The organism is Neobacillus thermocopriae (assembly GCF_010975035.1).
Taxonomy (GTDB): Bacteria; Bacillota; Bacilli; order Bacillales; family Cytobacillaceae; genus Neobacillus; species Neobacillus thermocopriae.
This window is the reverse complement of record NZ_JAAIUV010000024.1, coordinates 1-24,670: the sequence shown is the minus strand read 5'-3', so window position 1 is coordinate 24,670 and position 24,670 is coordinate 1. Positions and strand designations below refer to the sequence as shown.

Here is a 24,670-nt window from a genome sequence, read left to right as displayed (position 1 = left end):
AATTTCACCTTATTTCAAAAGCTTAAAATATAGCTCTTCATATTGTTCAACAATTCGTTCGGTCTTAAACCTTGATGCTACTGCCTCTTGGGCATTCATTGAAAATTGCTGATGTAAATTTAGATCATTCAACAAAGCAATAGCTTTATTGGAAATATCCTCAATATCTCCTAATTCACATATATAACCCGTTTTTCCGTGTTCAATAACTTCCGGTATTCCGCCAATATTTGTTCCAATGCAAGGAACACCGCAAGCCATCGCCTCCAATACTGCAAGACCAAAACTTTCCTTTTCAGATAATAATAGCATTAAGTCACTGATTGAATATAATTCCTCCAAGTTTTCTTGCTTTCCAAGAAACATGACTTGATCTTCTAATCCAAGCTGCTTAGTCATTTTACAAACAATTGTCATTTCGGGCCCATCTCCGACCAAGAGCAATTTTGCCGGCATGACAGCAGAAATATTGGCAAACGATTTAACAACGTCTGATACACGTTTAACTGCACGGAAATTGGATACGTGAATGATTACTTTTTCTTCTTCCTTAATTCCAAATTGCTTTTTTAAATGGTTCGCATCACGTTTTCGATAGATTCGATCATCAATAAAATTATAAATCGTTTCTATCTGTTTATCGGGATTGATTAATTCAAAGGTCTCCTTAACCAAAGCATTCGAAACGGCTGTAACCATATCGGATTTTTCAATACCAAACTTAATTGCCTCAGTAAGTGATGGATCATATCCTAAGACAGTAATATCAGTACCATGTAGTGTTGTAACAATTTTTAAATCACGGCCAGCCATTTGTTTAGCTAATATAGCACAGACAGCATGTGGAATAGCATAATGGACATGTAATATATCTAATTTTTCTCGATTAGCTACTTCTGCCATCTTACTTGCCAGTGCAATGTCATATGGCGGATACTGAAAAACAGAATATTGGTTTACCTCCACTTGATGATAATAAATATTATGATAGATTTTATTTAAACGAAAAGGGAGACTCGATGAAATAAAATGTATTTCATGGCCCCTTTCCGCCAGCATTTTCCCCAATTCGGTTGCCACAACACCAGAACCGCCCACTGTAGGATAGCAAGTAATCCCAATTTTAAGTTTTTTCATATGTTATTCTCCTATCAAATCATGCTCCAAAAGAATTGGAACTTTTGTTTTAAAACCTTCAGCAAAAGTTGTGCCGACTAGTTTGCCAAACATTCTTTCTCTCGCTTCCACTGTTTCTATATATCCATTTACAAGAGGAGTTTGAACACTGTCATCAGTCAGTACAAATTGACTTTTATATGCTCTTAAAGCAGCTAACTTTTTATCAATAAATTGTGTAATATCAATTGTAAAATCCGGTTTATGGAAACCATTTATCATATAAAAATAAATTCTTTCGACCCGATGCGGTTCATTGAAATCTGTTTGAAATTTTTTTATTCCTGCAGAAAAAACAGCTTCTTCAACTAGGCGGGCACCATTCCCATGATCGGGATGACGGTCTTCGTAATAAGGTGCAAATACCACCTTCGGCTTATAAATTCGAATGATATTTGCAATTTTTCTTATGTATTCATCCTTAATATATAATCCCCTATCTGGAAAACTAAGTGAAGTTCTCATGGATACTCCCAATATTTCCGAGGCGCGAGTAGCTTCTTCTTTTCTTAATGATACAGTCCCATTTGAAGAAAGCTCAGCATCCGTTAAATCACAAATTCCTACACGCATTCCTTTCGAGACATATTTTGCAATGGTGCCTGCCATGCCAATTTCAACATCATCGGCATGGGCTCCAAAAGCAAGTATATGTAAAGAATTATCCTTCATTAACCTCACCATTTTCTTTTATAACATTTCTCCAATCAAGCATACCTAATTCCATTCCTCTAATTAATAACTCCGCCGTCCCCATATTTGTAGCTAGTGGAATAGAATAAACATCACATAAGCGAACTAAAGCCGTTACATCTGGCTCATGTGGCTGGGCAGTTAAGGGATCGCGGAAAAAGAAAACGGCATCCATTTGATTTTTTGCAATCATTGCGCCTATTTCCTGATCGCCCCCGAGTGGACCTGATTGGAATCGAGTAATAGGTAAACCAGTTGCCTCACTAATTCTATGACCTGTCGTTCCTGTTGCAAATAATGTATGCTTGGAAAAAATATTCTGATAGGCAGTTACAAATTGTACCAAATCATTTTTCTTCTTATCATGAGCAATTAATGCAATATTCATATAATTGACTCCTAATCTAATATATTTTCAAGCCCATAGACAAAACGATTGTTTTTTACGACCGTTTCCACTGCAATCTTGATCCCTGACATAAAGGAGCCCCGGTGATAGGAATCATGACGAATTGTTAAGGTTTGTCCATCAGCTCCGAATAAAACCTGTTGATGGGCAATTAAACCAGGCAAACGAACAGAATGAATATGCATTCCATCATACAATGCACCTCTTGCCCCATCGATTGTTTCCTTCTCGTTAGGATGACCTTGCTTCTTTCGTTCCCTCACTGCTGAAATCATCTCAGCTGTTTTAACGGCAGTACCGGAAGGAGCATCTAACTTTTGATCATGATGTAGCTCAATAATCTCCACATCATTAAAATATTTTGCCGCCATTTGTGAGAATTTCATCATTAGAATGGCTCCGATTGCAAAGTTTGGGGCAATAATACATCCTAATTCTTTTTCATTACAAATACGTTCTAGTTCTTCCAAATCTTCCTTCGTAAATCCGGTTGTTCCCACAACAGGGCGAACATTATATTCAAGGGCTGTTTTTGCATGGTACATTCCAACTTCCGGTGTAGTTAAATCAATTAACACATCTGCTTTGACGTACTGGAGACATTTTTCTATATCCGAAAAGACTGGTACGCTATGTATAATGGATTGAAATCCTGGTAAATCACTCAGCATCATCCCGTCATGTTTATAGTCTACTGCAGCGATTAACTCAAAATGTTCTGTGTTCTCTACCAGTTTTACTGCTTCACTACCCATTCGACCACGTGGACCGGCAATAATGATTTTAATCGTTTCCATCCTATACACTCCTATCTTCCTGAGTTTTTCTCGTCCACCTATTTTTATCTCTAGTTCTAAATTTGTTCATTACTAGATCATGTGCTTCTTCTAAATCAATCTGCAAAGAATTTGCAAGACAGATTAGGACGAAAAGGAGGTCACCGAGCTCCTCTTCAATAGCCTTCTCCTCTTCTGTAGACTTCTTCGGTTTTTCACCATAGTAATGATTTATTTCTCTAGCAAGCTCCCCTAGTTCCTCTGTAAGTCTAGCAAGCATTGCCAAGGGGCTGAAATATCCCTCTTTAAATTGGCTAATATATTCATCTACTTCTTTTTGAAGTTCTTTCATGGATTTCTCCTTCGCCACCATTATCACCCCGCTAAAAAATCTATTTACATGTTAGCTAAAAAATATAGGATTTACAAATGTTTTCGTTTCAGTAAACCTTTTCTCACAGATTGCTCTTATTCCTTTTATTCGATATAATAATTTCCGCCATGAAAGAGAAAATATGGAAGAGGAGGAATGATTATGATATTTGGAATGAAGGTTAAAAATATATTTTTTATTCTTTTAGGAGCGGCTGTTTTTTCCTTTGGACTTGTCCATTTCAATATGCAAAACAAACTGGCAGAAGGTGGATTTACAGGAATTACATTATTACTATACTTTTTATGGAATTTTGATCCATCTTACACGAATCTGCTTTTGAATATTCCATTATTTTTAATTGGTTGGAAACTCCTTGGAAGAAATGTTTTTTTATATACTATAATTGGAACAATGAGTGTCTCTATTTTTCTTTGGATTTTTCAACGGTATACTATTAAGATGCCTTTAAAAGATGATTTAACATTGGCAGCTCTTTTTGCGGGTGTTTTTGCCGGAATAGGATTAGGAATCATTTTTCGGTTTGGTGGTACAACAGGCGGGGTAGATATTATCGCCAGACTCGTACAAAAATACGTTGGCTGGAATATCGGAAAGACCATGCTTATATTTGATACCGCTGTAATCACGCTATCTTTACTTACATATTTAGAATATAAAGAAGCTATGTATACACTTGTTGCGGTATTTGTTGGAGCTCGAGTCATTGACTTTATTCAGGAGGGCGCCTATACAGCAAGAGGCGCCTTAATCATTTCGGAGAAAAATGAAGATATTGCACAAAAGATTATGAAAGACATGGAGAGAGGGGTAACTGCCCTAAGAGGATATGGCTCCTATACAAAAAATGATAAGGATGTATTATATTGTGTTGTGGCTAAAAACGAACTCACCCGTTTAAAGAATATCATTACTTCCATTGATCCACATGCATTCGTATCAATTTCTGTCGTACACGATGTTCAAGGTGAAGGTTTTACACTTGATGAAAATAAAATGCCGATTACCGATTAAAAAAAGCAATGTCGATTGACATTGCTTTTTTAATCTTCACTCCGAGTCATTCCGGTGTATATAAGAACTAATCTTAATAATTCAAGTACAGCTACAGCAGCTGCGGCTACATACGTTAGTGCCGCGGCATTCAGCACTTTTCTCGCTTCCCCTTCTTCTTTATTTGCCACTAGTCCTAAAGATACTACTTGATTCATTGCCCGATTTGAGGCATTAAATTCAACTGGTAATGTAATCACTTGAAAAAGCACAGCTGCCGCCATAAAAATGATTCCTAATAATAACATCCCACTCAACTGAGCAAAAATACCAATCATAATTAATATCCAAGAAACATTTGAACCTAAATTGGCTACAGGGACAAGGGCATGTCTAAAGCGTAAAAATGCATATCCCTCTGCATCCTGAATTGCATGTCCGACTTCATGCGCTGCAACAGCAGCAGCAGCGATGGAATGTCCATGATAATTTTCTGGCGAAAGTCGAACAGTTTTGGAACGTGGATCATAATGGTCACTTAAATAACCATGTCCCTGTTCTACATTCACATGATATAGACCATTAGCATTCAAAATTTCTCGAGCAACTTCAGCGCCTGTTCGATAGGTAGAGGAAGGGACTCGAGAGTATTTAGCATACGTACTTTTCACCCTAAATTGTGCCCATAAAGGTATTAGAACAATTAAAGCAAAATATAACAAAAATCCCATTATTGAAACCTCCTATTCAGCCCTTGATGACGATCCAGCTGGATACCGAATTGACGTCTCAATCTTTATGCTCCCTTGACCGATCTTTTCTCAATTCCTTTTCACCTTGATATTTTCTCCAGCCTACATAGGATAGGGTCATGATTATAATACTACCTGTTGAAATGATTACCCACCATAAAGATGGATCGGCCTCATCATCTTCAATGTTAGCAAAAAGATTTTTTAAATCGGAGTCTAGCTTATCAAGCTCCTGCTGACCGTCTAAATTATTCAATACTTCTGAACGATATTCATCGATAAATTTGATTCGTGCATCTAATCTTTGTATATTTTCCACCGGTACGTCAATTTTCATACTAGGGTATATGATATTATAAAGGGATAGAAATTGATTAAATTTCGAATGAAAATGCGATGAATCACCATTACGTGCAGCTTGTTTTGCTTGATGAAATGTAGTCATAATTTGATTTTCCATCTCTGTCCATAAAGGCTGATGACTGGTAGCGATGGCATCCATGACAAGACGGAATTTAGTTAATTTCTGAATTCGCTCCTCATGTTTCATATCAGAACTTACTGCAGCTTCCATTGCCTCATCATGCGAAGTATGAATAATTCTTACCTCATCCACAGATAAAGGCTGCGTTGATCCTGTAAATATTTGAAATTGATCAGAAAAATATTCTAGCAATTTTTTCGCATCTTCATATCTATGAAATTTAACCATTTGGAGAGCTTCATCTGATATATCATCTAGTTTCTCCAGCGGTGTTTGTGTCTCTGCATATACTGAAAATGGAATAAGTAGAATAATCATGACAAATAAAAGGAACTGCCTCAGTTTCACATCTTGTCCCCCTTTCTTTACTATTAAAATGTATGAAAGGGTGGACAAGGTTAGACCATTAATTTAAATCAAGCTTTAAACTATTTACACGAATGCAACAGTAATAGGCCAAACCGATTGAAACAATCGACAGCCAGAAAGTAAAATAGCCTATTTGTGGAATAAATTGATCAAGCATATGATATTTTGGAAGCATTAAAAAAACATAATCGATTACATCATTGTGAAGTGTCCATATTCCAGCAATCACCAAATGCCTCAGTCTAAAACGGTAAAATGGGGCATATAATATACCCTGAACAGCCATAGCAAGATGTGAGCCAATTAACATATAGCCAGCCCAATCCAATTCTCCTTGAACAATAAAGACAAGGATGTTCATGACTACTGCCCAAATGCCATACTTAAACAGTGTAACTATCGCCAAAGCCTCAATCAATGGCCAACATTTATTCAATAGAAAGGCTAATAGTACAAGTAAAAAAAACAAACTTGCTGTCGGACTGTCCGGTACAAAAGCAAGAAAAATCCATGGTGTCTCTTTTAGCTGCCAACCATACCAATAATAACCATAAACAGTACCAACAATATTAATCACTAATAAAAGTTGAAGAATGGACCGATTTGCTAAGAGCGGATAGATTGAGCGCACAATGACTCCCCTTTCGTCAATTGCTAATAGATGAGAAAAGTGCAAGTGCCCATATGGCTCGTCCAAAAGCTCTCTCTATTTGTCTTGTCATGCTTATACTTCTGTATTCCATGAGGAGCACTTTCACTGAGAAAAAAACCGATGAGATGGATATAATTGGATACTAACCACAAGCAAAGAGAGAAGTCATTAACCCGATTGGGCACTTGCGACAGACCATTCTCCAAATTGAAAATAGTACTTTAATTCTTATTAATAAAAAAGCTGACGTATTTCGTCAGCTTTTCACAATAATTTATTCTTTACCAAGGCCTGCAATGAATTCTGATAGCTTCTTAAGCTGTTCATCATCGCCTTTAAAGATACCGCCTGGCATTGAACCTTTACCTTCTTTGGCAATTTTTGCAATCTCTTCCGCACTTAAACCTGTATTAGTTAATGGCGGTGCCCCAGCTCCACCTTGAAGGTTATCACCATGACAGGAAACACAAGTGTTTTCGCTAGCAATTTTATAGCCTTCACTTGACTTATCTATTTCTACTTGTTCCACAATTTGACCTTGGCGTTTTGCCGCTTCCCAGTCATGTGTTACAACAGATTGCCAAGTCAAAAATGTGATAGCAGCAAGAGCTAAAAGCATAAATCCAGTAGCTAATGGTCGTTTGCTTGCTCTACGCTCTGGTCCACGATCAATAAATGGAGCCAATAATAATCCCCCAAAAGCAAGACCTGGAATAACCATAGCTCCGATAACAGTATACGGACCTGACGCATACGAATACTTCAATAATTGATATAAGAATAAGAAATACCAGTCTGGTAATGGAATGTAACCTGTATCTGTAGGATCTGCTATCCGTTCAAGCGGACTTGGATGTGCTACTGTTAGGCATAAAAATCCAACAAGGAATACTGCCCCAATCATCCATTCTTTCAATAGAAAGTTTGGCCAGAATGCCTCTGTCTTGCCAGGGTACTCTGAGTAGTCCTTTGGAAGCATTGGTTTTCGAGATTCACGCGCTAAAACGCGAGAATCACCTACAAACTTCATACCTTTACCGCGATGCATCGAGCAATCCCCCTCCTTTTTCCGTAGAGATAGTAACTTACGCTATCCGGTTTCATTTCATATCATAGAGGTCCGGAAATACCTTGTCTACGAATCATAATAAAGTGTGCTGCCATTAATCCCATCAATGCTGCTGGTAAGAAAAATACATGAATTGCAAAGAAACGAGATAATGTTTGAGCACCGACAATTGATTCATGACCGGCCATTAATATTTTCAAATATGGTCCAATAAGTGGTACTGACTCCACAATTTGAAGAGTAACTTTTGTAGCAAACAGCGCTTTCATATCCCAAGGCAATAGATAGCCTGTTAAACCTAATCCAAGCATGACGAAGAAAATTAGTACTCCGACAATCCAGTTTAATTCACGAGGCTTTTTATAAGCACCTTGGAAAAATACGCGTAATGTATGTAAGAACATCATTACAATAACAAGACTTGCACCCCAGTGATGCATTCCGCGGACAATTTGTCCAAATGCTACTTCATTTTGAAGATAAAATACAGATTCCCATGCATTTTTAATATCTGGTACATAGTACATGGTTAAAAACATACCAGAAAGAATTTGAATAACTGTTACAAAAAATGTTAGCCCACCAAAACAATAAACGAACGCAGAAAAATGATGCGCCGGATTAACATGCTCTGGAACCTCATGATCAGCGATATCGCGCCACAAAGGCGTAATATCTAAACGCTCATCTACCCAATCGTAAATTTTGTTTAACAATGATTACGCCTCCTTTCGTGGTTCAGCTTTTCCTAAATAAAGGAATCCATCTTTTTCCTTATATGGATATACATCAAGTGGTGCCAATGGTGGCGTTCCAGGAACATTTGTACCATCCTTCGTATAACGGCCATAATGGCATGGACAGAAGAATTGGTCAGGATGCTCTTTGTCCCCTCCAAAGTTTACCGTACATCCTAAATGTTTACAAACCGGTGATAAAGCTACAATCTTACCTGCCTCATCCCTATAAACCCATGCAGTTTCAGTAACTTCAGACTCGTACCAGGCATCCTTTTGTTTGTAGGAAAAGTCCACACGAATTGGCTCTTCAGTAATATCCGCCACTTTTTGTGGTGTGGCAATGAAATCACCGCCTGCATCAGCCTTTAATACAGGATCAACTGCAAATCTGACCATTGGCATTAACATCCCTGCAGCCATGAAACCGCCAACACCTGTTAGTGTGTAGCTTAAAAATTGGCGTCTTGAAACACGCTCTTTACTCATGATTATCCCCCCTCTATTCATGAAGTTAAGTCCAGCGGACAATAAATAAACACTTATAAAACTAGGACATAACAATGATATATCAATCTTCAGACAAGGTCAATATCATTACTATTTTAAAAATAGAGATTATGTATAGTTTTACCTTTTTTCATTCCATTTATTTGTAAAAAGTGCTAATAGCTGTTTAGCTTGACTATCGATCATTTTTAATTTTTGCGAATCGTTCATTTGTTCAAGCGGAATGGAAGGAACCCAAATAATTGACCCTGAAACCTTATCCTCTTTTGTTCGCCAATTAATATCAGAAGTCAAATAAAAAATATGTTTAAATTCAGCCTTTAAAATGGTATTCTCCCAATTTTTTAAATCATCTAATACTTTTTCACTATCATCATTAATTAGATAGGTAAAAGGTGGGAACAATACGATTCTCCCAGTGAATTGCCTTTCCAAATGGCTCGAAAGTAATGTAATAAACTCAGCAGCTTCTGCAGATTGCTTCATTTCTGCTCCCGTAGAAACAAAGTATAATGGAACAAGAGCAGTATCTACATATTCTTTTGCACTTAGATAGGTTTCAACCTCTTGTGGTATCCATTTCATCCTTTTGCACCAACCTTTAAAAATTCACTACCCCTATAATAACATTATTTCCTATTACTGATGAATAAATTGAAAATTTTTCATGAAATATACAAAAAGGCAAGTACTATAGTCAACAGTGTAATCCTAAAAGCTATAGTCTAGTGTTGATTGGGCTAATTCGAATCCTTGCTTTGTTCCATTAAGGAAATTCGAAGTGCGGGTGGCGATCCAATATTGACCGATTTTAAAGTGAATATCGAACACAACCTGCTGTAAGGTTTAGCACTTAATTATTCCAGAAATCAAAAAATGTATGAAATCATAAAAAAGGAAGCTGGCTAATCGCTAGCTTCCTTTTTGCTCTGATTGAGGAAGATTATTTAACTTTTCTGTTAAAATGGCAAATGCTTTTCGGTCATTATTATCAAGAGCCTCATCAATCATTTGAAGAAGCTTCTCACGCTGAAAACGCTCAATACTGCTTTGCAGCAACTGTTCTGCAATAATTGAATCTTTCTCATTTACTTGCAAATGTTTTGGGACGTATGGATTCTCTTCTAAAACTGCAACATATTGATGTGCTTGATGGGATGCATGAAAATTAAGCTGAATAAAAATGTCTTCATCACGATTTAGACGAATATCATGAAAAGATTTCTCCGCATCAGTCGTCATTACATTCTCTTTATAAAACCGAAACGGTACTTTATCGACACAATGTGTAGACATAATTAATCCTCTTGGACAATACTGAGCCTGCTCAACAAAATGAACTTTTTCCATTAGTTGGTCATGGCTCATTAGATAATTTAGAATCCAAACACATTCTCTTCTTTTTAATTGGTAATGATTTAGAAACCAGCGAATAAAATCTTTCTTCTCGTTGACAGAAACAGGGGTTGTCATGGTCTTTTCCCTCCTCTGCGTATTCAGCTTTTATTATGCATTTAAGTCTGTAAGACGTTCTACTAAATCCATGTACTCACTATTTGTTGGGTCAATCTTTAGCAGTTTTTTAAACATTTCGGCAGCAAGGTCATTTTTTCCTTCTTCAATCAAAAAATATCCATAATCATGTAAAAAGTTCTCATTATTCTTAAAGAAAGTATATGCACTTTCGTATTTGTCTAATGCTTCCGAATATCGCTCTAGATTTTGAAGAGATAGTGCCAAGTCCCATAAAAGTTGTGGCTCTTCATCCTCTAAAATATCTAGCTCAGAAACCAAATCAAGTACGTCTTCATATCTTTCTTGGTGAAGCAAAAGCTTATTTAACGTGAGAGCCGCTTCAGCAAAACCTGGGTCCAACACAAGTGATTGACGTAAATACTGTTCCGCTTCCTTCGGCTTTCCAAGTTTGATAGCAATTTTACCGCCAAAATAGAATAATTCCTTATTAAAATCGTCTTGCTGAATTCCTTCCCTGATTGTATTCAAACTGTTTTCTAGTTCTTCTTCTTGCTCATAGGCTTTAGCCAAATGTAAATAAAGTGAATGATATTCCGGATCTAGCTCTTTTAATTCATTAAATTTTTCAATAGCTGTACGATTATATCCTGCTTGAAGTGCTGTAAATGCATAACCGAAAAGAGTATTAATCTCTAATTTCTCTTCAAGTGACTTATCATAATAAATTAATGCCTCTTCAAAAGCCCCCGAAGAACTTAACAAATCAGCAATACGGCCGTTAATATTGACTCCAGCTATTTCATCCGTTTCCTTTAATACAACTTCATAAGCCTGCATTGCTTTTTTTATTTCTCCTTGTTGGCTATAAAGTTCACCTAAAGCAAACTCAATTACAGGTTCATCCGGAAGTATTTCCCTTGCTGTCAATAACTTTCTCTCAGCTACTTCATACAAACCTTGAATTTGATAAAGATCAGCCAGCAATAGTAATGATTGGCCATAAAAAGCATCTTGTTCTGAAATTTTTTCTAAAACAAGTATAGCCTCTTCTTCCTCACCTGATTCAATTAAAATTTCACCTAACAATGCAAGTAGTTCTCCCTCTTCAGGGTAGATTTTAAGCAAGCTTTCGATAAGCGCTTTTGCCTCATCTAAAAATCCGTAGTGAAACAATTCTTCTCCTAGAAGGAATTTTTCCTCATGGGAGCCTTTTTTTAATATCATATTATATTCAGTTAAGGCCTCTTTATGTTGGCCGTTTTCAAGCATACGTATGATTTTAGTAATTCGTTCCATTGACTAATACCTCGTAAAAAGTAATTAAATTATAATGAAAAAAATGATGGTTTCCTAACCTCAACAAATTCCCCATATCCTGGCATAAAAATTACTTTTGATCCGGCGCGGACTATTTTACCCCTGTGTACTGTAACGGCAAGTCTATCACCATGATAATGAAATAAAGTCTGTTCATCAACATTCTTGATTTCCCTTGATTGAAAATATAAGTTGTAGCTTAACTCTGTCCCGTTTAATAGACTACCTTTATGAGGGTACAACCCAATTTGATTGAGGACTTTTACAGGCAATGGCTCATTTTCCTTTAACTCCTCATAAATGGCTGGAATTTTTTCCTTTATCACCGTCTCTTTCCATTTCAACAATACGGTTTTTCGCTCCTTCTTTTGCAAAGAAGATATCACTGGTATAAGTGGACAATTATATGGAAACAAAGCATCCTTAATCCAGCCCCATGGAACCGCTTCCAACTCATCCTGTCCTGAAAGCTCCACAAAAATAGCAGGTATTTTTTCTTTTTTACATTTTCTAATAAACGATGGTGTGACAAGCCTTATTGGAATTCTTACTCCTATCATAATATCCACCGGGCTACTGTTTAGCTTCATTTTAAACTCTTTCAATTTAGCAGCTAATTCATCTTCATAGATAACTTTGATATAAGTTAATAACGTGGTGCTTCCCTTTCGTAAAAAATTCTCAATCATAAATTGTTTCATTTCTTGAAAAGTATTTGTTGAAGGAATGTTAGAGTGTAAAACAACAAACGTCGGTGTCATAATAAACTGTTCAAAATTCATTCTTATAAATTGATAATTTTCGGAGCGGTTGTGTATGGTTGTAATTCTGTTATTATCAATTAAAAATGAACGTAAAATAATTTTGTTATTTTTTAGAATATTGGCATTTTCAATAATATAAGCCATCCAACCACCCTTTTCCTCTCTTTATGACAAGCTATGCAGCATATTTCGAAACTATGACTTAAGGAAAAGGAAAAGCTGCAAAATGCAGCTTTTATCATAGTAGGCTATTTAAGTGTGTGAAAAAGTTTGGATAGGATACAGAGATAGATTCCGGTTTTTCCAAAATAACATCCTCATAACATAATAGGGCAGCAATGGCAAGCATCATGCCAATACGATGATCTCCGTGACTAGAAACAATGCCACCTTTAAGTCTTGTTTTTCCATGGATAATCATTCCATCTTCAGTTGCCTCAATAACAGCTCCCAGTTTTTTTAATTCATTTACAACTGTATCAATTCGATTAGTTTCCTTTACTTTCAATTCTTCAGCATCTTTAATAATGGTTACTCCTTCTGCCTGTGTAGCCATTAGCGCGATGATCGGAATTTCATCAATTAATTTAGGAATTAAATCTCCTTCAATAACTGTGCCCTTGAGACTTGAAGTTTTAATGATAAGGTCACCTGAAGGTTCAACTGAACTATTTTCATTTTGAATGATTTCCAAATTTGCACCCATATTTTTTAAGACTTCAATAATACCAGTTCTAGTCGGATTTAAACCAACATCTTTTAACACAATTTCACTTTCTGGGACAATGGCACCTGCAACTAAAAAGAAAGCAGCAGAGGAAATATCTCCTGGAACATGTACATGGACACCCGTTAGCTTTTGACCACCTACCACGGTTATTTCTTGGCCGTTCCTATGGATCTCACCACCAAATTGGCGAATCATGCGTTCAGTATGGTCCCTTGTGCTGGCAGGCTCAATTACTGTTGTTTCCCCTTCTGCTTGTAGACCTGCCAAAAGTATAGCTGACTTAACCTGTGCACTTGCAACAGGGAGTTGATAACGAATTGAATTTAATTTTCCACCACGAATTGAAATGGGGGTAAATGCCCCATTTTTTCGACCATCAATCTTCGCTCCCATTTTCGATAATGGTTCAGTTACCCTCGTCATTGGTCTTTTAGCTATGGACTCATCTCCTGCAAGTGTTGAAAAAAATGGCCTACCAGCTAAAATCCCCATCAATAAACGAATCGTTGTTCCTGAATTTCCTACATCTAACAGTTCAGTTGGCTCTGACAATCCTTCTATACCATTACCAAAAACCCTTACTATACCATCCTCTTCTTCGATTCTCACACCCATTTTTCTGAAACAGGAAATAGTGCTTAAACAATCATCACCAGGCAAAAAATTAGTAACAACCGTTTCACCATGAGCAATTGAACCAAACATAACAGAACGATGTGAAATCGATTTATCACCAGGAATTTTTATTTCTCCTGTCAAATTACTGGCATTTGACTTAAGTTTTAATGATCCCATTACTTTCCACCTTTTGCTATTTATCTTTAATAACCGATTGAGGTTGTATAATTTGTATAAGTTAGAATACATTTTTCTGCACGCTGACGATCTTCATCCGTTTGGAAACTTATAACAAGTACTCCATGAATATCCTCTCTTGTTTCAAGGATTCGAATATTGGTAATACTAATTTTCTCCATTGCCAAATATCCTGTAATTTCGGAAACAACCCCAGGGTAATCCGGAATATCGACAAATAAGTCGTAAAATGCAGGTATGGCCCCTTTTTCTTTTGTAGGTAATCCGTCCCGAAACTGTTTGGCTTGAGAAAAATATTCCAATATCCCTTTTTCATTTCCTTCTTCTAGTAATTCTTTAACAAAATTCATTTCTTCCTGCCACTGATTTAATAATTTTATTAAATTCTCACGGTTATGCATTAAAATATCCTTCCACATTTGCGGACTGCTTGAGGCAATACGGGTAATATCTCTGAACCCTCCAGCTGCCAGGCGAGGAATTATATTTTCATTACCGCTTAATCTTTCTGTTTGCCGTACAATAGAGGCAGCTATAATATGAGGGAAATGACTGATAACTCCCGTTAAATAATCATGTTCTTGAGGAGAAATAGTTAAGAACTTTGCTTTTGTCCCAATTAACCAGGCTTTTAGAAGTTCAATTTTCTCGGATGTTATATGATCTTCAGGTGTTAACAAATAAAAAGCATTTTCAAATAAGATTTCTTTGGCAGCTGAAACGCCACTTTTATGAGAACCTGCCATTGGATGTCCTCCAATAAACGTGATTCCCCGCTCCTTTAATTTTGTTGCCATTTCGACAATTTTCTGTTTTGTGCTGCCGGTATCCGTAATCAATACATCAGGCTTTAATGTCAGCTTTGATAAGGCTTGAATAATAGATTTTGTATCGTTCACAGGCGCTGATATAATGATAAGATCAGACTCCTGGGCTCCATCCGGAATATTTTCAGCTATTTCATCAATAACTCCTAACATTTTTGCAAGCCGAGCTTGTTCCCTATTAATATCAAACCCAATAATTTCCGCCTCAGGATGCTCTTTTTTTATACAAAGGGCAAGCGATCCCCCAATTAATCCTAAACCAATGACAAAAACCCGGCCTTTCAACATTATTCCCCCAATATTGTATGCACTTCTGATTTTTTTTCAGCAAGGAACTCTTCAAGAGCTTTGATCACTCCCTCATTTTGCTCCTTGGATCCTACTGTAATTCTGACCGCTGTCGGAAACCCTAAAGCATTTCCAGATCGAACAATGAATCCCCTCTCCAATAAAAATTGAAATACCTTTTCACTTTCCACTTTAAAATCAATTAAGATGAAATTTGTTTGCGACGGAAAATAACGAAGATCGTTTTGTTTACAAAATTGATAGAATTGATTCAGCCCTTGTCTATTCTTTTTCTTACATTCTTCTACAAATTTTTGATCCGCTATAGCTGCGGCAGCTGCTATCTGAGCCACAGTGTTAACATTAAACGGCTCTCTTGCTGGCTCAAGCGCCTTAATAATTTCCTTTTGGGCTACTCCATATCCAACTCGTAACGCAGCCAGTCCATAAATTTTTGAGAAGGTGCGTAAAACTATTAAATTTCTATATTTTCGGGTTAGCTTAATAGAATCATAGTAATCATCTGCAATTACATATTCATAATATGCCTCATCAAGTACGACTAAAATATGTTCTGGAACTTGATCAAGAAAGGCAACTAATTTGCTTTCTGGTATGTAGGTACCAGTCGGATTGTTTGGACTACACACCCAAATAACATTTGTCTTTTCATCGATGGCTGCTAGCATGGAGTCCAAATCATGTTCACCATTTTTATCAGGGACTTCCTTTATTATAGCTCCCTCTAATATTGCATTATGCTTATATTGTGAGAAGGTATTTGTTGACATAACTGTACTAGCATTCGGATGGAGAAGTGCCCTTGAAATCATTTGAATCAAATTGTCGGAACCATTCCCAAAAATGATTTCTTCTTCATCAACTTGTAAAAATTTTGCCAATTCCTCTCTTAAATTGGCTGCATTTCCGTTCGGATAAATAGCCAAACTCTCAGTATGAAAACGGAGTGCTGATTTCACCATTTCGGAGCATCCAAAAGGATTTTCATTGGAAGCAAGTTTTACGATCTTCTCAAGCTGGTATTGCTTTTTAACTTGCTCAATTGATTTCCCAGGCTGATATGGAGTCAGTTTTAATAATTGCTCTTTCCATCTCATCTTCCCTCATCCCTCTCTTTTATTTCAGTAGAAACATCCGAATCAGAAACATTTCCTAAATCCGGTCGCAACACTTTGGCTCCCTTTAAATACACATGATGAATCTCATTTTGTGGCTTGTTAGTATTGACATGCATCATTACTCTAATACATTTCGGTAAAGAATTAGGAACAGGAATTTCCCTCATGCACATTACAGGTACATACGTCCATCCTTCAAAATTTCTAAGTACTTTAGCGGGAAAGACAGCATTAATGTCCTCAGTTGTGGATATAAATACAGAGGCGACGGAATCAGGATGAATATGATTGACTTCAATTAATTTCATTAAAAGCTCTTGAGCAGCAGATAATATTTCCTCTTCTGTATTCGCACTGACCGTCGTCGCTCCTCTCACCCCTCTTATCATGTCTTCACTCCCTCATTTAAAAAACTTTAATCTCCTCAACAATGGTGGAATCTGAAATTGTCTTAAGGATTGGTCTACCGATACTCTCAAGCAACACAAAACGAATGGATTCTGCAATTGATTTTTTGTCGTGTTTCATTTTTCTTAATAAGTTCTCAACAGATAATCCCTTTGGAATTTTTGTTTTATATCCGAGTCCTTCTACCCATTCAATAAATTCTTCCAATTCAAAATCAAGCCCTGCTAATTGCTTACTTAATTTTAAGGCAAATATCATCCCAATCATCACAGCTTCGCCATGAGTAATGCTCCCATAGCCCATTTCTGCTTCAATGGCATGGCCAAGAGTATGACCGAAATTCAAATAGGCTCTAATCCCTGTTTCCTTTTCATCTTTTCTGACAAACTCATTCTTAATCCTAATGCCTTTTGTTAATAACTCAGTTAATTGTTCAGCTGAAATAGCATTTAAATCTTGCACAGATGTTTTCAGCCAATAATAAAAATCAACATCATGTATCAATGCATGTTTAATAACTTCAGCAAAACCTGACCGTACTTCTTGGGGTGGTAGTGTCCTTAGCAATTCCAAATCATAAAAAACAGCTTCTGGTTGATAAAAGGCACCAATCATATTTTTTCCAAGAGGATGGTTTATGGCCGTTTTTCCACCTACAGCACTATCATGTGCCAAAATGGTTGTCGGAATTTGAATAAAAGGGATGCCTCTCATAAATACAGACGCAACGAACCCTGACAAATCCCCCACTGCTCCACCGCCAAATGCTAGAATGACAGATTTACGATCAAGCTGATCTTCCAAAGCTTTTGATAAAGCTGCATAAAAGACTTCAAAAGTTTTAGCCTTTTCTCCGCTTGGAGTGGTAAATATGATTGGATTCCATGGATTTAATACAGATGATAATTTATCCAAATGCAGATTAGCCACTGTCTCATCAGTAATAATGAAAATTCGAGTTAAATTTGTGAAGTAATCATTAAGAAATGTCCTAAGTTTATTAAGAACACCTTCCCCTATATAAACAGGATAATTTTTGGACTCTGTTTGGATGTGAATGGTTTCCATTAGAATTCCCTCGCATATTCCCGTTGCTTGTTAATTTCCTCCACAAATGTTTCAAAACGATCACTATAAAATTGATCGACAAGAGCATTTGCCAATTCCCAAGCAACAACATTTTCTGCAACAACGGCTGCGGCAGGGACAGCACAGCTATCTGAACGCTCAATACTAGCAGAAAATGGTTCTTTCGTTTCGATGTCAACACTCATTAACGGCTTATACAAGGTTGGGATAGGTTTCATTACACCTCTAATAATGATCGGCATACCTGTGGTCATCCCACCTTCAAATCCACCTAATTGGTTTGATTTACGATAATAACCTGATTCCTTTTCCCATGCAATTTCATCGTGTACTTCACTTCCTGGTTTTCTAGCTGCTTCAAAACCAATGCCAAACTCAACACCTTTAAATGCATTAATACTAACGATTGCAGCTGCTAATTTCGCATCCAGTTTTCGATCATAATGAACGTAACTGCCTACACCTGCAGGCATCCCTGTTACAATGACCTCTACAATTCCACCAATTGAATCCCCATTTTCCTTCGCATCATCAATAGCTTTCATCATTCTCTTTTCTGCATCTGGGTCAGTCGTACGGACAGGTGAATTTTCCGTACGATCTTTAATTTCATCTAATGTTAGTGAGTAATCAACTCTCGCTTTCACTCCACCAATTTCAACAACTTGCGATGCTACCTTAATCCCTACTAGAGATAAAAGTTTTTTTGCTACTGCTCCTGCCGCTACACGTACTGTGGTTTCACGAGCGGAAGAACGTTCTAATACATTTCTCATATCCCTATGGCCATATTTAATGGCACCATTTAAATCAGCATGCCCCGGGCGAGGACGACTAACTTTACGTTTCACTTCATTTTCTTCGTCTTGTCCAAGCGGTTCAATTCCCATGATCTTTGTCCAATGCTTCCAATCATTGTTTTTCACTACCAATGCAATAGGAGAACCTAATGTATACCCGTGACGTACACCCGCAACAATTTCCACAGTATCCTTTTCAATCTGCATTCTTCTTCCTCTACCATAGCCCTTTTGCCTTCTTGTCAATTCTTCATTTATATCCTCCGCAAGTAGCGGCATACCTGCCGGAAAACCTTCTAAAATTGTTGTAAGTTGTGGACCATGAGATTCTCCTGCTGTTAAATACCTCATACCTATTCTCTTTCTCCCTTCAACTCATTAAAGAATTATGTATCAATATACCATATACAAGCTAAGAAACATAGTAGAATAATTCAGAAAAAAGAAATTTATTTTGTAATCGGATACAAAAAGGCACCTGTATTCCCTTATACAAGTGCCCTTACTATTTTTATTAATAAATCCATTCATTTACAAGCTTCTTATACTCAACTAACTCATCTTCTTTAAAGAATAAACCAATTTCACGAGCTGCGCTTGCAGGTGAATCTGAACCGTGAATTACATTTTTACCAACTGTTAAGCCAAAATCACCGCGAATTGTTCCAGGTGCAGCATCCTTAGGATTCGTTGAGCCCATCATTTGACGTGCAGTTGCAATTACGTTTTCACCTTCCCAGACCATTGCAAATACAGGTCCTGATGTGATGAAATCAACTAATTCGCCAAAGAATGGTCTCTCCTTATGTTCACCATAATGTTGTTCAGCTAATTCCGTTGGAATGTGCATTAATTTCGCTCCAACAAGCTGAAATCCTTTCTTTTCAAAACGGGAAACGATTTCACCAATTAGATTGCGTTGTACGCCATCTGGCTTGACCATCAAAAATGTCCTTTCCATTCTCCCACTCCTAAACCCATATGTATGATAGTTGCCAAAAACAACCCATCAAAATTTTACCATTGTTCATAAGAAATAGCAAGAAAATTCAGGAGAGAACATAACTTCTAAAATTTCCGTCTACCGATATATTTTGCAATATCTCGAAGTGCTTTTTTTGCACGATTTTCTGGAAGTTCCGCTAGTATTGTCAACGCCTTTTTTAAGTATTGATCACTTAAGGAAATTGATTTTTCAATAGCCCCTGACTGCTTAATTAATTGTATAATATCTTCCATCTCAGAAGGCATTGTATTTTCATTTACTTTTTCAATTTTTTTGCGAACCTCACAATTTTCCATGGCATATAAAACAGGAGCAGTAATATTGCCCTGTAACAAATCACTTCCAGCTGGTTTTCCAAGTTCTTTTTCAGTTGCTGTAAAATCTAATATATCATCAGTAATTTGAAAAGACATTCCTACATAATAGCCAAATAGAAAAAGTTTTTTATGTATGGATTCATCTACGTGTGCTGCAATGGCACCCAATTGACAGCTAACAGCAATTAACAATGCCGTTTTTCTTCTAATTCTTCGAAGATAATCCCTGAAATTTTGACTGAAACGATATTTATCCTTAATTTGCTGAATTTCTCCAACAGTAACTTCTACAATTGTATTTGCCAATATTTTATGGGCCAGTGGATTTTCTATATTAGTCATTAATTCTAATGCCAATGCAAATACATAATCACCGGTATACATCGCAATTTTATTATCCCACTTTGATTTAACCGTAGGCTGACCCCTACGAATATCGGCATCATCAATGACATCATCATGAACAAGTGATGCCATATGTATAAGCTCAAGAGCAACCGCGACATTTTTCATCCTATGAATATCATATTGACCAAATTTACCCGCAAGTAAAACAAAAACAGGACGAATTCTTTTTCCCCCAGCTTGTAATGTATGCCTTGAAGCTTGTCGCAAAAGAAGAGACTCCGGTTGAATCGTCTCTTCAAGCTTTTTTTCTATTAAGTTAATATCTGAATTCAAAAATGAATACATCATTTTCAATTTCACTTTGTATTCACCCTGCTTTTCATCCTGTCTTGTTACTTTATTATTTCTTATGTCCTATATGAACGGCTGCTGCACCACCGCTGTATGGTTTATATGTCACATCAACAAAGCCAGCTTGTTCAAACATTTTCGCCAATTCCTTCATTCCTGGAAAATCACGTGCCGATTCTTGCAACCAGGAATATTCATGATAGCTTTTTGCGAATAATTTACCAAATAACGGCATAATAAAGCGAAAATAAAAATAAAAAAGTTGTCTATAGCCGATCATCGTAGGCTGTGATGTTTCAAGACAAACCGCAATTCCACCCGGCTTAACAACTCGGTGCATCTCTTTTAATACCTGCAAATAATCGGGCACATTTCTTAACCCAAATCCAATGGTAACATAATCAAAACTGTTATCAGGAAAAGGTAACTCCATTGCATTGCCGTGAATCAGTTTTACTTGCTTTAGTCCAAGACGACTGACTTTTTCATTTCCAACTTTCAACATATTTTTGCTGAAATCCAAACCAATGACTTCTCCATTTGGACCAACCGCTTCGGCTAGTGCAATTGTCCAATCAGCAGTACCACAACAAACATCCAGCGCTTTCGCCCCCGATTGGACATTCATTCGATTCATTGTATCTTTACGCCATCTAATGTGTTGTTGAAAACTGATTACCGAGTTCATTTTGTCGTAGTTATCTGATATTTTTTCAAAAACATGATGAACCCGTTGTTCTTTTGACTGCTGCATATTTTTACCCTTCTTCCGCAAAAGTTTTGGCATATGGCTGGTATTGATTTAATAATGTTAAAATTTTGCCTTCTAGTATATGATTTAAAAAAGGAGACTGTTGGAGCCTTTTTTCAATATTTCTTTTTGAAAGTTCAAGGTAATCATCACAAACTAAGATAAGCTGGTTTTTCTGCTCAATCGACATATCCGTTATTTTATATTTTTTTACTGGGAATACGGTTGGTTTTAGTGCATCAAACAAAAATGAACGGCCCTTTTGAATAAATTCATTTTTCTCATTTAATAGACGTTTAAATAACAATAAATAGGAAACCAATTCATTCCAAAAATCTATTTTAAAATATTCAAAAAGCCTTAATAGTAATGAACTTTCAATCATCATCATGCTTTGCATAAGCTTTTGTATTTCGGTAGTTTCTTTATGGTAAACAGCTATTTTATGTTCATTCACTTCTTTTATGCCTTTGGAAAGAGCTCTAATAACTAAATGATCCCCTGATTCAGCCAGCAGCTTATAATATAGACCACTAAAATAGTCGCCTGCCAATACAGTCAACTGACGTATTTTTTCATCTTTTGCTGTTGATATATATTCATGGGTATCAAGGGCGATTTGTACCAGCATTGTTGAAAGAACGTAAGTTTCTAATTCATTATCAGACAAATCAAGCTGATCCATAATTGAAATAAGGATTAGGAGCTTTTCATCGTCGATAATTGGTGCCTTAATATATTTTAGCAAGTAAGTGTCAAAAACACTTTTTTCGACTTTCTCTTTTATGGACAAATATTTGTGTCGAATATCTTGCAATTTTATCACCCTTGCTTCCCCAAAATAATGTGTATATGTATTTTCATTCCTAATCTTGAAATATAAATCTTACCCATAAAATTTTTGTAACCTCAGCCAGTAAATCAAACAAGACAAACACCATTATATCATATATGGGCATTTATGGGCATGATTTCACAAAATAAATCAAATAAATCCATTTCAATGATTTATTGCAATAATTATTATTTCTTAATTTCACTTTCAATTTCACCGAGCTGTGTCAAAATTTTCGCATTCCCTCTAATTTTAATGGCTGACGTATGCTCAGTAAATTGGGCGATGAGCACTTCTCCTTTGTCAAGTTTTTCTGAATGGTGAAATCTTGTATCTGAACCTCTCGTCAAACCAATCACGCTTACTCCATCATCAATGGCTTTAATTACTATGTAATCACTGGTTTGTGGCTCGTGCTTTTCCAATATTATCACCCCTATTTGGTATAATATCTAATTTTTTATTAATGAAAGCACTTCAGCGCGTGCATTTGAATCTTCGGCAAATACTCCACGAACGGCAGTAGTTATCGTTTTTGACCCTGGCTTTTTTACCCCGCGCATTGTCATACACATATGCTCCGCTTCTACTACAACCATTACTCCATGAGGTTCAAGCTTTTCCATCATACTATCTGCAACTGTTGAAGTTATCCTCTCTTGGAGCTGTGGTCTTTTTGCTACAACTTCAACTGCCCTTGCCAACTTACTTAGACCTGTTACACGTCCATTACGCGGAATATAGGCCACATGAGCTTTACCATAAAAAGGAACAAGATGATGCTCGCACATAGAATAAAAAGGAATATCCTTTACTAAAACTAACTCTTCATGTTCTTCACTAAAAATGGTTTCAAAATGGTGTTTTGGATCCTCATTTAATCCACTGAAAACCTCTTCATACATTTTCGCTACACGTTTAGGAGTATCTAGTACCCCTTCACGATTTGGGTCTTCTCCAATTGCTTCTAATATTAAACGTACCGCTTCTTCAATTTGGGCACGATTTACTTCTGCCATAATAATTCCTCCCAAAATTCCCAACAATATTGATAATAAATACATATTAGCACAACCATTTCCATGCAAGCAAAAAAACTAACCCAGTTGTGTTAAGACCTTTTCATAGAAAAAGGCCACGGAACAATCCATGGCCTTTTTGCCTAAGCATTCGCTTAAAGCACATATTTATGTAATTATTTTACTGCCTCTTTAAGCGCTTTACCTGGTTTAAAAGCAGGAACCTTGCTAGCAGCGATTTCGATTTCATCACCTGTTTGCGGGTTACGGCCTTTTCGTGCTGCACGTTCACGTACTTCAAAATTACCAAATCCAATAAGTTGGACCTTATCACCATTTTTTAAAGCTTCTAAAATTGTATCAAACACTGCATCAACTGCTTTTGTCGCATCTTTTTTAGAAAGTTCGCTAGCTTCAGCAACTGCATTAATAAGTTCTGTCTTGTTCATGCCTTTCACCTCCTCCCAAAGTATGTTCAAGTTAATGAAGAATACTTATCTACATTTCTAAACAAAATTTCTAAAATATATACGTCATAGCGAGGATTTCTTGTATATTTCATTCAATTTCCTACTTTTTGTGAAAAAGTGGACTAATTTCGTCTTAAAATCCCGTGAAATAAGGGTTTCTACGCTATCACGTAATTCTGTTAAAAGATTATCATAATCAATAGAGCTAATCAAGAAGATTTCAAGAAATTATGGGAATCTTTTCTTTCATAACACAAAATTCTACTATTTTGGCCAAACGTGGAAATTCCATTTAAAATAATGAATTCAAACCAATAAAAAAGAGACTCCTAATGGAGTCTTCAGACTGTCGACAAAATCCTTTTTTAAAGGATTTTGTCGACATTTTTTGTATAATTATGTTATAGAATATCGAGGTGATATTGAAATGCTTACTAAAAATACACAAGTAAATCGAGATCAATTAGAAATGATTACTTTAGACCAGCTGGTTCCTGAAAATCACTTGGTTCGTAAGATAGAAGCTGCTATTGATTTTTCATTTATATATAAATTAGTTGAGAATATGTATTCATCTGAACGTGGTCGTCCAAGTATTGACCCTGTTGTATTAATTAAGATGGCTTTTATTCAATATACCTTCGGTATTCGCTCTATGCGCAAAACTATTGAAGAAATTGAAACAAATCTTGCTTATCGTTGGTTCTTAGGTTTTGGGTTTCATGATAAAGTCCCCCACTTCTCAACCTTCGGAAAAAACTATGAAAGACGTTTCAAGGATACAGATCTATTTCAAAAAATCTTCTACCGCATTCTAAAAGAAGCTTCTGATAAAAAGTTGATTAGTGCTGAACATGTATTTATTGATTCTACGCATGTTAAAGCAAGTGCAAATAAACGTAAAT

30 protein-coding genes are annotated in these 24,670 nt (G+C 36.4%); 2 read left to right on the top strand and 28 right to left on the bottom strand.

What is annotated here, in order from left to right:
* Positions 1–9: 9 nt before the first annotated feature.
* From bshA to G4Z05_RS13520, 5 genes are read right to left on the bottom strand one after another with little or no spacing between them, the layout of a single operon-like run.
* The gene (gene bshA / locus G4Z05_RS13540; RefSeq protein WP_163252363.1) at positions 10–1,137 is read right to left on the bottom strand and encodes an N-acetyl-alpha-D-glucosaminyl L-malate synthase BshA; all 1,128 of its coding nucleotides are present in this window, start codon (positions 1,135–1,137) and stop codon (positions 10–12) included.
* Between the two features lie 3 nt (positions 1,138–1,140).
* Positions 1,141–1,848: a bacillithiol biosynthesis deacetylase BshB1 gene (bshB1, locus tag G4Z05_RS13535; RefSeq protein WP_163252362.1), complete on the bottom strand. Its 708-nt coding sequence runs from the start codon at positions 1,846–1,848 to the stop codon at positions 1,141–1,143.
* Positions 1,838–2,257, bottom strand: coding sequence for a methylglyoxal synthase (gene mgsA, locus G4Z05_RS13530; RefSeq protein WP_163252361.1), 420 nt, complete (start codon positions 2,255–2,257; stop codon positions 1,838–1,840). Before mgsA ends, bshB1 begins: the two co-directional genes overlap by 11 nt.
* An 11-nt stretch (positions 2,258–2,268) precedes the next feature.
* The gene (gene dapB, locus G4Z05_RS13525) at positions 2,269–3,075 is read right to left on the bottom strand and encodes a 4-hydroxy-tetrahydrodipicolinate reductase (RefSeq protein ID WP_163252360.1); all 807 of its coding nucleotides are present in this window, start codon (positions 3,073–3,075) and stop codon (positions 2,269–2,271) included.
* A 1-nt stretch (position 3,076) separates the two neighbouring features.
* A complete protein-coding gene (locus tag G4Z05_RS13520; RefSeq protein WP_163252359.1) occupies positions 3,077–3,427 on the bottom strand; it encodes a nucleotide pyrophosphohydrolase in 351 nt (116 codons plus the stop codon).
* 162 nt (positions 3,428–3,589) lie between these two features.
* On the opposite strand from G4Z05_RS13520, the gene G4Z05_RS13515 reads away from it, so the two are divergent.
* On the top strand, positions 3,590–4,462 hold the full coding sequence (locus G4Z05_RS13515) for a YitT family protein (RefSeq protein ID WP_163252358.1): 873 nt from the start codon (positions 3,590–3,592) through the stop codon (positions 4,460–4,462).
* Between the two features lie 29 nt (positions 4,463–4,491).
* Here G4Z05_RS13515 and G4Z05_RS13510 read toward each other — a convergent pair whose 3' ends face one another.
* From G4Z05_RS13510 to G4Z05_RS13400, 23 genes are all read right to left on the bottom strand, one after another.
* On the bottom strand, positions 4,492–5,172 hold the full coding sequence (locus tag G4Z05_RS13510; protein ID WP_205597561.1) for a zinc metallopeptidase: 681 nt from the start codon (positions 5,170–5,172) through the stop codon (positions 4,492–4,494).
* A gap of 58 nt (positions 5,173–5,230) precedes the next feature.
* A complete protein-coding gene (gene ypjB, locus G4Z05_RS13505) occupies positions 5,231–6,025 on the bottom strand; it encodes a sporulation protein YpjB (RefSeq protein WP_338036764.1) in 795 nt (264 codons plus the stop codon).
* Positions 6,026–6,083: 58 nt separating this feature from the next.
* Complete coding sequence (gene lhaT, locus G4Z05_RS13500; protein ID WP_163252357.1) at positions 6,084–6,677, bottom strand: lipoprotein heptaprenylglyceryl N-acetyltransferase LhaT; 594 nt, start codon at positions 6,675–6,677, stop codon at positions 6,084–6,086.
* Positions 6,678–6,972: 295 nt separating this feature from the next.
* Positions 6,973–7,746: a menaquinol-cytochrome c reductase cytochrome b/c subunit gene (locus G4Z05_RS13495; protein ID WP_163252356.1), complete on the bottom strand. Its 774-nt coding sequence runs from the start codon at positions 7,744–7,746 to the stop codon at positions 6,973–6,975.
* A gap of 62 nt (positions 7,747–7,808) precedes the next feature.
* The gene (gene qcrB / locus G4Z05_RS13490; RefSeq protein ID WP_038535845.1) at positions 7,809–8,483 is read right to left on the bottom strand and encodes a menaquinol-cytochrome c reductase cytochrome b subunit; all 675 of its coding nucleotides are present in this window, start codon (positions 8,481–8,483) and stop codon (positions 7,809–7,811) included.
* Positions 8,484–8,486: 3 nt separating this feature from the next.
* On the bottom strand, positions 8,487–8,993 hold the full coding sequence (locus G4Z05_RS13485; RefSeq protein ID WP_038535846.1) for a QcrA and Rieske domain-containing protein: 507 nt from the start codon (positions 8,991–8,993) through the stop codon (positions 8,487–8,489).
* 141 nt (positions 8,994–9,134) lie between these two features.
* Positions 9,135–9,599: a YpiF family protein gene (locus G4Z05_RS13480; RefSeq protein ID WP_163252355.1), complete on the bottom strand. Its 465-nt coding sequence runs from the start codon at positions 9,597–9,599 to the stop codon at positions 9,135–9,137.
* 327 nt (positions 9,600–9,926) lie between these two features.
* On the bottom strand, positions 9,927–10,487 hold the full coding sequence (locus G4Z05_RS13475) for a ReoY family proteolytic degradation factor (RefSeq protein ID WP_163252354.1): 561 nt from the start codon (positions 10,485–10,487) through the stop codon (positions 9,927–9,929).
* 33 nt (positions 10,488–10,520) lie between these two features.
* The gene (locus G4Z05_RS13470) at positions 10,521–11,786 is read right to left on the bottom strand and encodes a tetratricopeptide repeat protein (RefSeq protein ID WP_163252353.1); all 1,266 of its coding nucleotides are present in this window, start codon (positions 11,784–11,786) and stop codon (positions 10,521–10,523) included.
* Positions 11,787–11,815: 29 nt separating this feature from the next.
* A complete protein-coding gene (locus G4Z05_RS13465) occupies positions 11,816–12,715 on the bottom strand; it encodes a hypothetical protein (RefSeq protein WP_163252352.1) in 900 nt (299 codons plus the stop codon).
* A 94-nt stretch (positions 12,716–12,809) separates the two neighbouring features.
* Positions 12,810–14,096 carry a 3-phosphoshikimate 1-carboxyvinyltransferase gene (aroA, locus tag G4Z05_RS13460; protein WP_163252351.1) on the bottom strand — a complete coding sequence of 429 codons (1,287 nt, stop codon included), beginning with the start codon at positions 14,094–14,096 and terminating at the stop codon, positions 12,810–12,812.
* Between the two features lie 26 nt (positions 14,097–14,122).
* Positions 14,123–15,229 carry a prephenate dehydrogenase gene (locus G4Z05_RS13455; protein ID WP_163252350.1) on the bottom strand — a complete coding sequence of 369 codons (1,107 nt, stop codon included), beginning with the start codon at positions 15,227–15,229 and terminating at the stop codon, positions 14,123–14,125.
* Positions 15,230–15,231: 2 nt separating this feature from the next.
* Positions 15,232–16,350, bottom strand: coding sequence for a histidinol-phosphate transaminase (gene hisC / locus G4Z05_RS13450; protein WP_163252349.1), 1,119 nt, complete (start codon positions 16,348–16,350; stop codon positions 15,232–15,234).
* Positions 16,347–16,760, bottom strand: a complete 414-nt coding sequence (aroH, locus tag G4Z05_RS13445; RefSeq protein ID WP_163252348.1) for a chorismate mutase — start codon at positions 16,758–16,760, stop codon at positions 16,347–16,349. Before aroH ends, hisC begins: the two co-directional genes overlap by 4 nt.
* A 16-nt stretch (positions 16,761–16,776) precedes the next feature.
* Positions 16,777–17,847 carry a 3-dehydroquinate synthase gene (aroB, locus tag G4Z05_RS13440; RefSeq protein ID WP_163252347.1) on the bottom strand — a complete coding sequence of 357 codons (1,071 nt, stop codon included), beginning with the start codon at positions 17,845–17,847 and terminating at the stop codon, positions 16,777–16,779.
* Positions 17,847–19,019 (bottom strand): chorismate synthase, encoded by a 1,173-nt coding sequence (gene aroC, locus G4Z05_RS13435; protein ID WP_163252346.1) that lies wholly within the window; start codon positions 19,017–19,019, stop codon positions 17,847–17,849. Before aroC ends, aroB begins: the two co-directional genes overlap by 1 nt.
* A gap of 163 nt (positions 19,020–19,182) precedes the next feature.
* Positions 19,183–19,629 (bottom strand): nucleoside-diphosphate kinase, encoded by a 447-nt coding sequence (gene ndk, locus G4Z05_RS13430; protein WP_163252345.1) that lies wholly within the window; start codon positions 19,627–19,629, stop codon positions 19,183–19,185.
* Between the two features lie 107 nt (positions 19,630–19,736).
* Positions 19,737–20,699 (bottom strand): heptaprenyl diphosphate synthase component II, encoded by a 963-nt coding sequence (gene hepT, locus G4Z05_RS13425; protein WP_163252344.1) that lies wholly within the window; start codon positions 20,697–20,699, stop codon positions 19,737–19,739.
* Between the two features lie 40 nt (positions 20,700–20,739).
* Positions 20,740–21,444, bottom strand: a complete 705-nt coding sequence (locus G4Z05_RS13420; RefSeq protein WP_163252343.1) for a demethylmenaquinone methyltransferase — start codon at positions 21,442–21,444, stop codon at positions 20,740–20,742.
* A 4-nt stretch (positions 21,445–21,448) separates the two neighbouring features.
* Positions 21,449–22,267 carry a heptaprenyl diphosphate synthase component 1 gene (locus G4Z05_RS13415; RefSeq protein ID WP_327990016.1) on the bottom strand — a complete coding sequence of 273 codons (819 nt, stop codon included), beginning with the start codon at positions 22,265–22,267 and terminating at the stop codon, positions 21,449–21,451.
* Between the two features lie 197 nt (positions 22,268–22,464).
* A complete protein-coding gene (mtrB, locus tag G4Z05_RS13410; RefSeq protein WP_163252342.1) occupies positions 22,465–22,701 on the bottom strand; it encodes a trp RNA-binding attenuation protein MtrB in 237 nt (78 codons plus the stop codon).
* A 27-nt stretch (positions 22,702–22,728) separates the two neighbouring features.
* Positions 22,729–23,295: a GTP cyclohydrolase I FolE gene (folE, locus tag G4Z05_RS13405; RefSeq protein ID WP_163252341.1), complete on the bottom strand. Its 567-nt coding sequence runs from the start codon at positions 23,293–23,295 to the stop codon at positions 22,729–22,731.
* Between the two features lie 176 nt (positions 23,296–23,471).
* A complete protein-coding gene (locus tag G4Z05_RS13400; RefSeq protein ID WP_038535872.1) occupies positions 23,472–23,744 on the bottom strand; it encodes an HU family DNA-binding protein in 273 nt (90 codons plus the stop codon).
* A gap of 448 nt (positions 23,745–24,192) precedes the next feature.
* Here G4Z05_RS13400 and G4Z05_RS13395 point away from each other — a divergent pair.
* Positions 24,193–24,670: transposase (locus G4Z05_RS13395; protein ID WP_205597402.1), on the top strand; the 478-nt coding region annotated here is incomplete at its 3' end.

Excerpts from the sequence above, each read along its gene's own strand:
- G4Z05_RS13515 (WP_163252358.1), top strand. The coding sequence starts at position 3,590 with ATGATATTTGGAATGAAGGTTAAAAATATATTTTTTATTCTTTTAGGA.
- dapB (WP_163252360.1), bottom strand. The coding sequence starts at position 3,075 with ATGGAAACGATTAAAATCATTATTGCCGGTCCACGTGGTCGAATGGGT.
- G4Z05_RS13475 (WP_163252354.1), bottom strand. The coding sequence starts at position 10,487 with ATGACAACCCCTGTTTCTGTCAACGAGAAGAAAGATTTTATTCGCTGG.
- mgsA (WP_163252361.1), bottom strand. The coding sequence starts at position 2,257 with ATGAATATTGCATTAATTGCTCATGATAAGAAGAAAAATGATTTGGTA.
- aroA (WP_163252351.1), bottom strand. The coding sequence starts at position 14,096 with ATGGGATCATTAAAACTTAAGTCAAATGCCAGTAATTTGACAGGAGAA.
- G4Z05_RS13465 (WP_163252352.1), bottom strand. The coding sequence starts at position 12,715 with ATGGCTTATATTATTGAAAATGCCAATATTCTAAAAAATAACAAAATT.
- aroB (WP_163252347.1), bottom strand. The coding sequence starts at position 17,847 with ATGGAAACCATTCACATCCAAACAGAGTCCAAAAATTATCCTGTTTAT.
- G4Z05_RS13480 (WP_163252355.1), bottom strand. The coding sequence starts at position 9,599 with ATGAAATGGATACCACAAGAGGTTGAAACCTATCTAAGTGCAAAAGAA.
- G4Z05_RS13495 (WP_163252356.1), bottom strand. The coding sequence starts at position 7,746 with ATGCATCGCGGTAAAGGTATGAAGTTTGTAGGTGATTCTCGCGTTTTA.
- aroH (WP_163252348.1), bottom strand. The coding sequence starts at position 16,760 with ATGATAAGAGGGGTGAGAGGAGCGACGACGGTCAGTGCGAATACAGAA.
- G4Z05_RS13510 (WP_205597561.1), bottom strand. The coding sequence starts at position 5,172 with ATGGGATTTTTGTTATATTTTGCTTTAATTGTTCTAATACCTTTATGG.
- bshA (WP_163252363.1), bottom strand. The coding sequence starts at position 1,137 with ATGAAAAAACTTAAAATTGGGATTACTTGCTATCCTACAGTGGGCGGT.
- hisC (WP_163252349.1), bottom strand. The coding sequence starts at position 16,350 with ATGAGATGGAAAGAGCAATTATTAAAACTGACTCCATATCAGCCTGGG.
- G4Z05_RS13400 (WP_038535872.1), bottom strand. The coding sequence starts at position 23,744 with ATGAACAAGACAGAACTTATTAATGCAGTTGCTGAAGCTAGCGAACTT.
- ndk (WP_163252345.1), bottom strand. The coding sequence starts at position 19,629 with ATGGAAAGGACATTTTTGATGGTCAAGCCAGATGGCGTACAACGCAAT.
- G4Z05_RS13485 (WP_038535846.1), bottom strand. The coding sequence starts at position 8,993 with ATGAGTAAAGAGCGTGTTTCAAGACGCCAATTTTTAAGCTACACACTA.
- bshB1 (WP_163252362.1), bottom strand. The coding sequence starts at position 1,848 with ATGAAGGATAATTCTTTACATATACTTGCTTTTGGAGCCCATGCCGAT.
- G4Z05_RS13520 (WP_163252359.1), bottom strand. The coding sequence starts at position 3,427 with ATGGTGGCGAAGGAGAAATCCATGAAAGAACTTCAAAAAGAAGTAGAT.
- aroC (WP_163252346.1), bottom strand. The coding sequence starts at position 19,019 with ATGAGGTATTTAACAGCAGGAGAATCTCATGGTCCACAACTTACAACA.
- G4Z05_RS13420 (WP_163252343.1), bottom strand. The coding sequence starts at position 21,444 with ATGCAGCAGTCAAAAGAACAACGGGTTCATCATGTTTTTGAAAAAATA.
- folE (WP_163252341.1), bottom strand. The coding sequence starts at position 23,295 with ATGGCAGAAGTAAATCGTGCCCAAATTGAAGAAGCGGTACGTTTAATA.
- G4Z05_RS13470 (WP_163252353.1), bottom strand. The coding sequence starts at position 11,786 with ATGGAACGAATTACTAAAATCATACGTATGCTTGAAAACGGCCAACAT.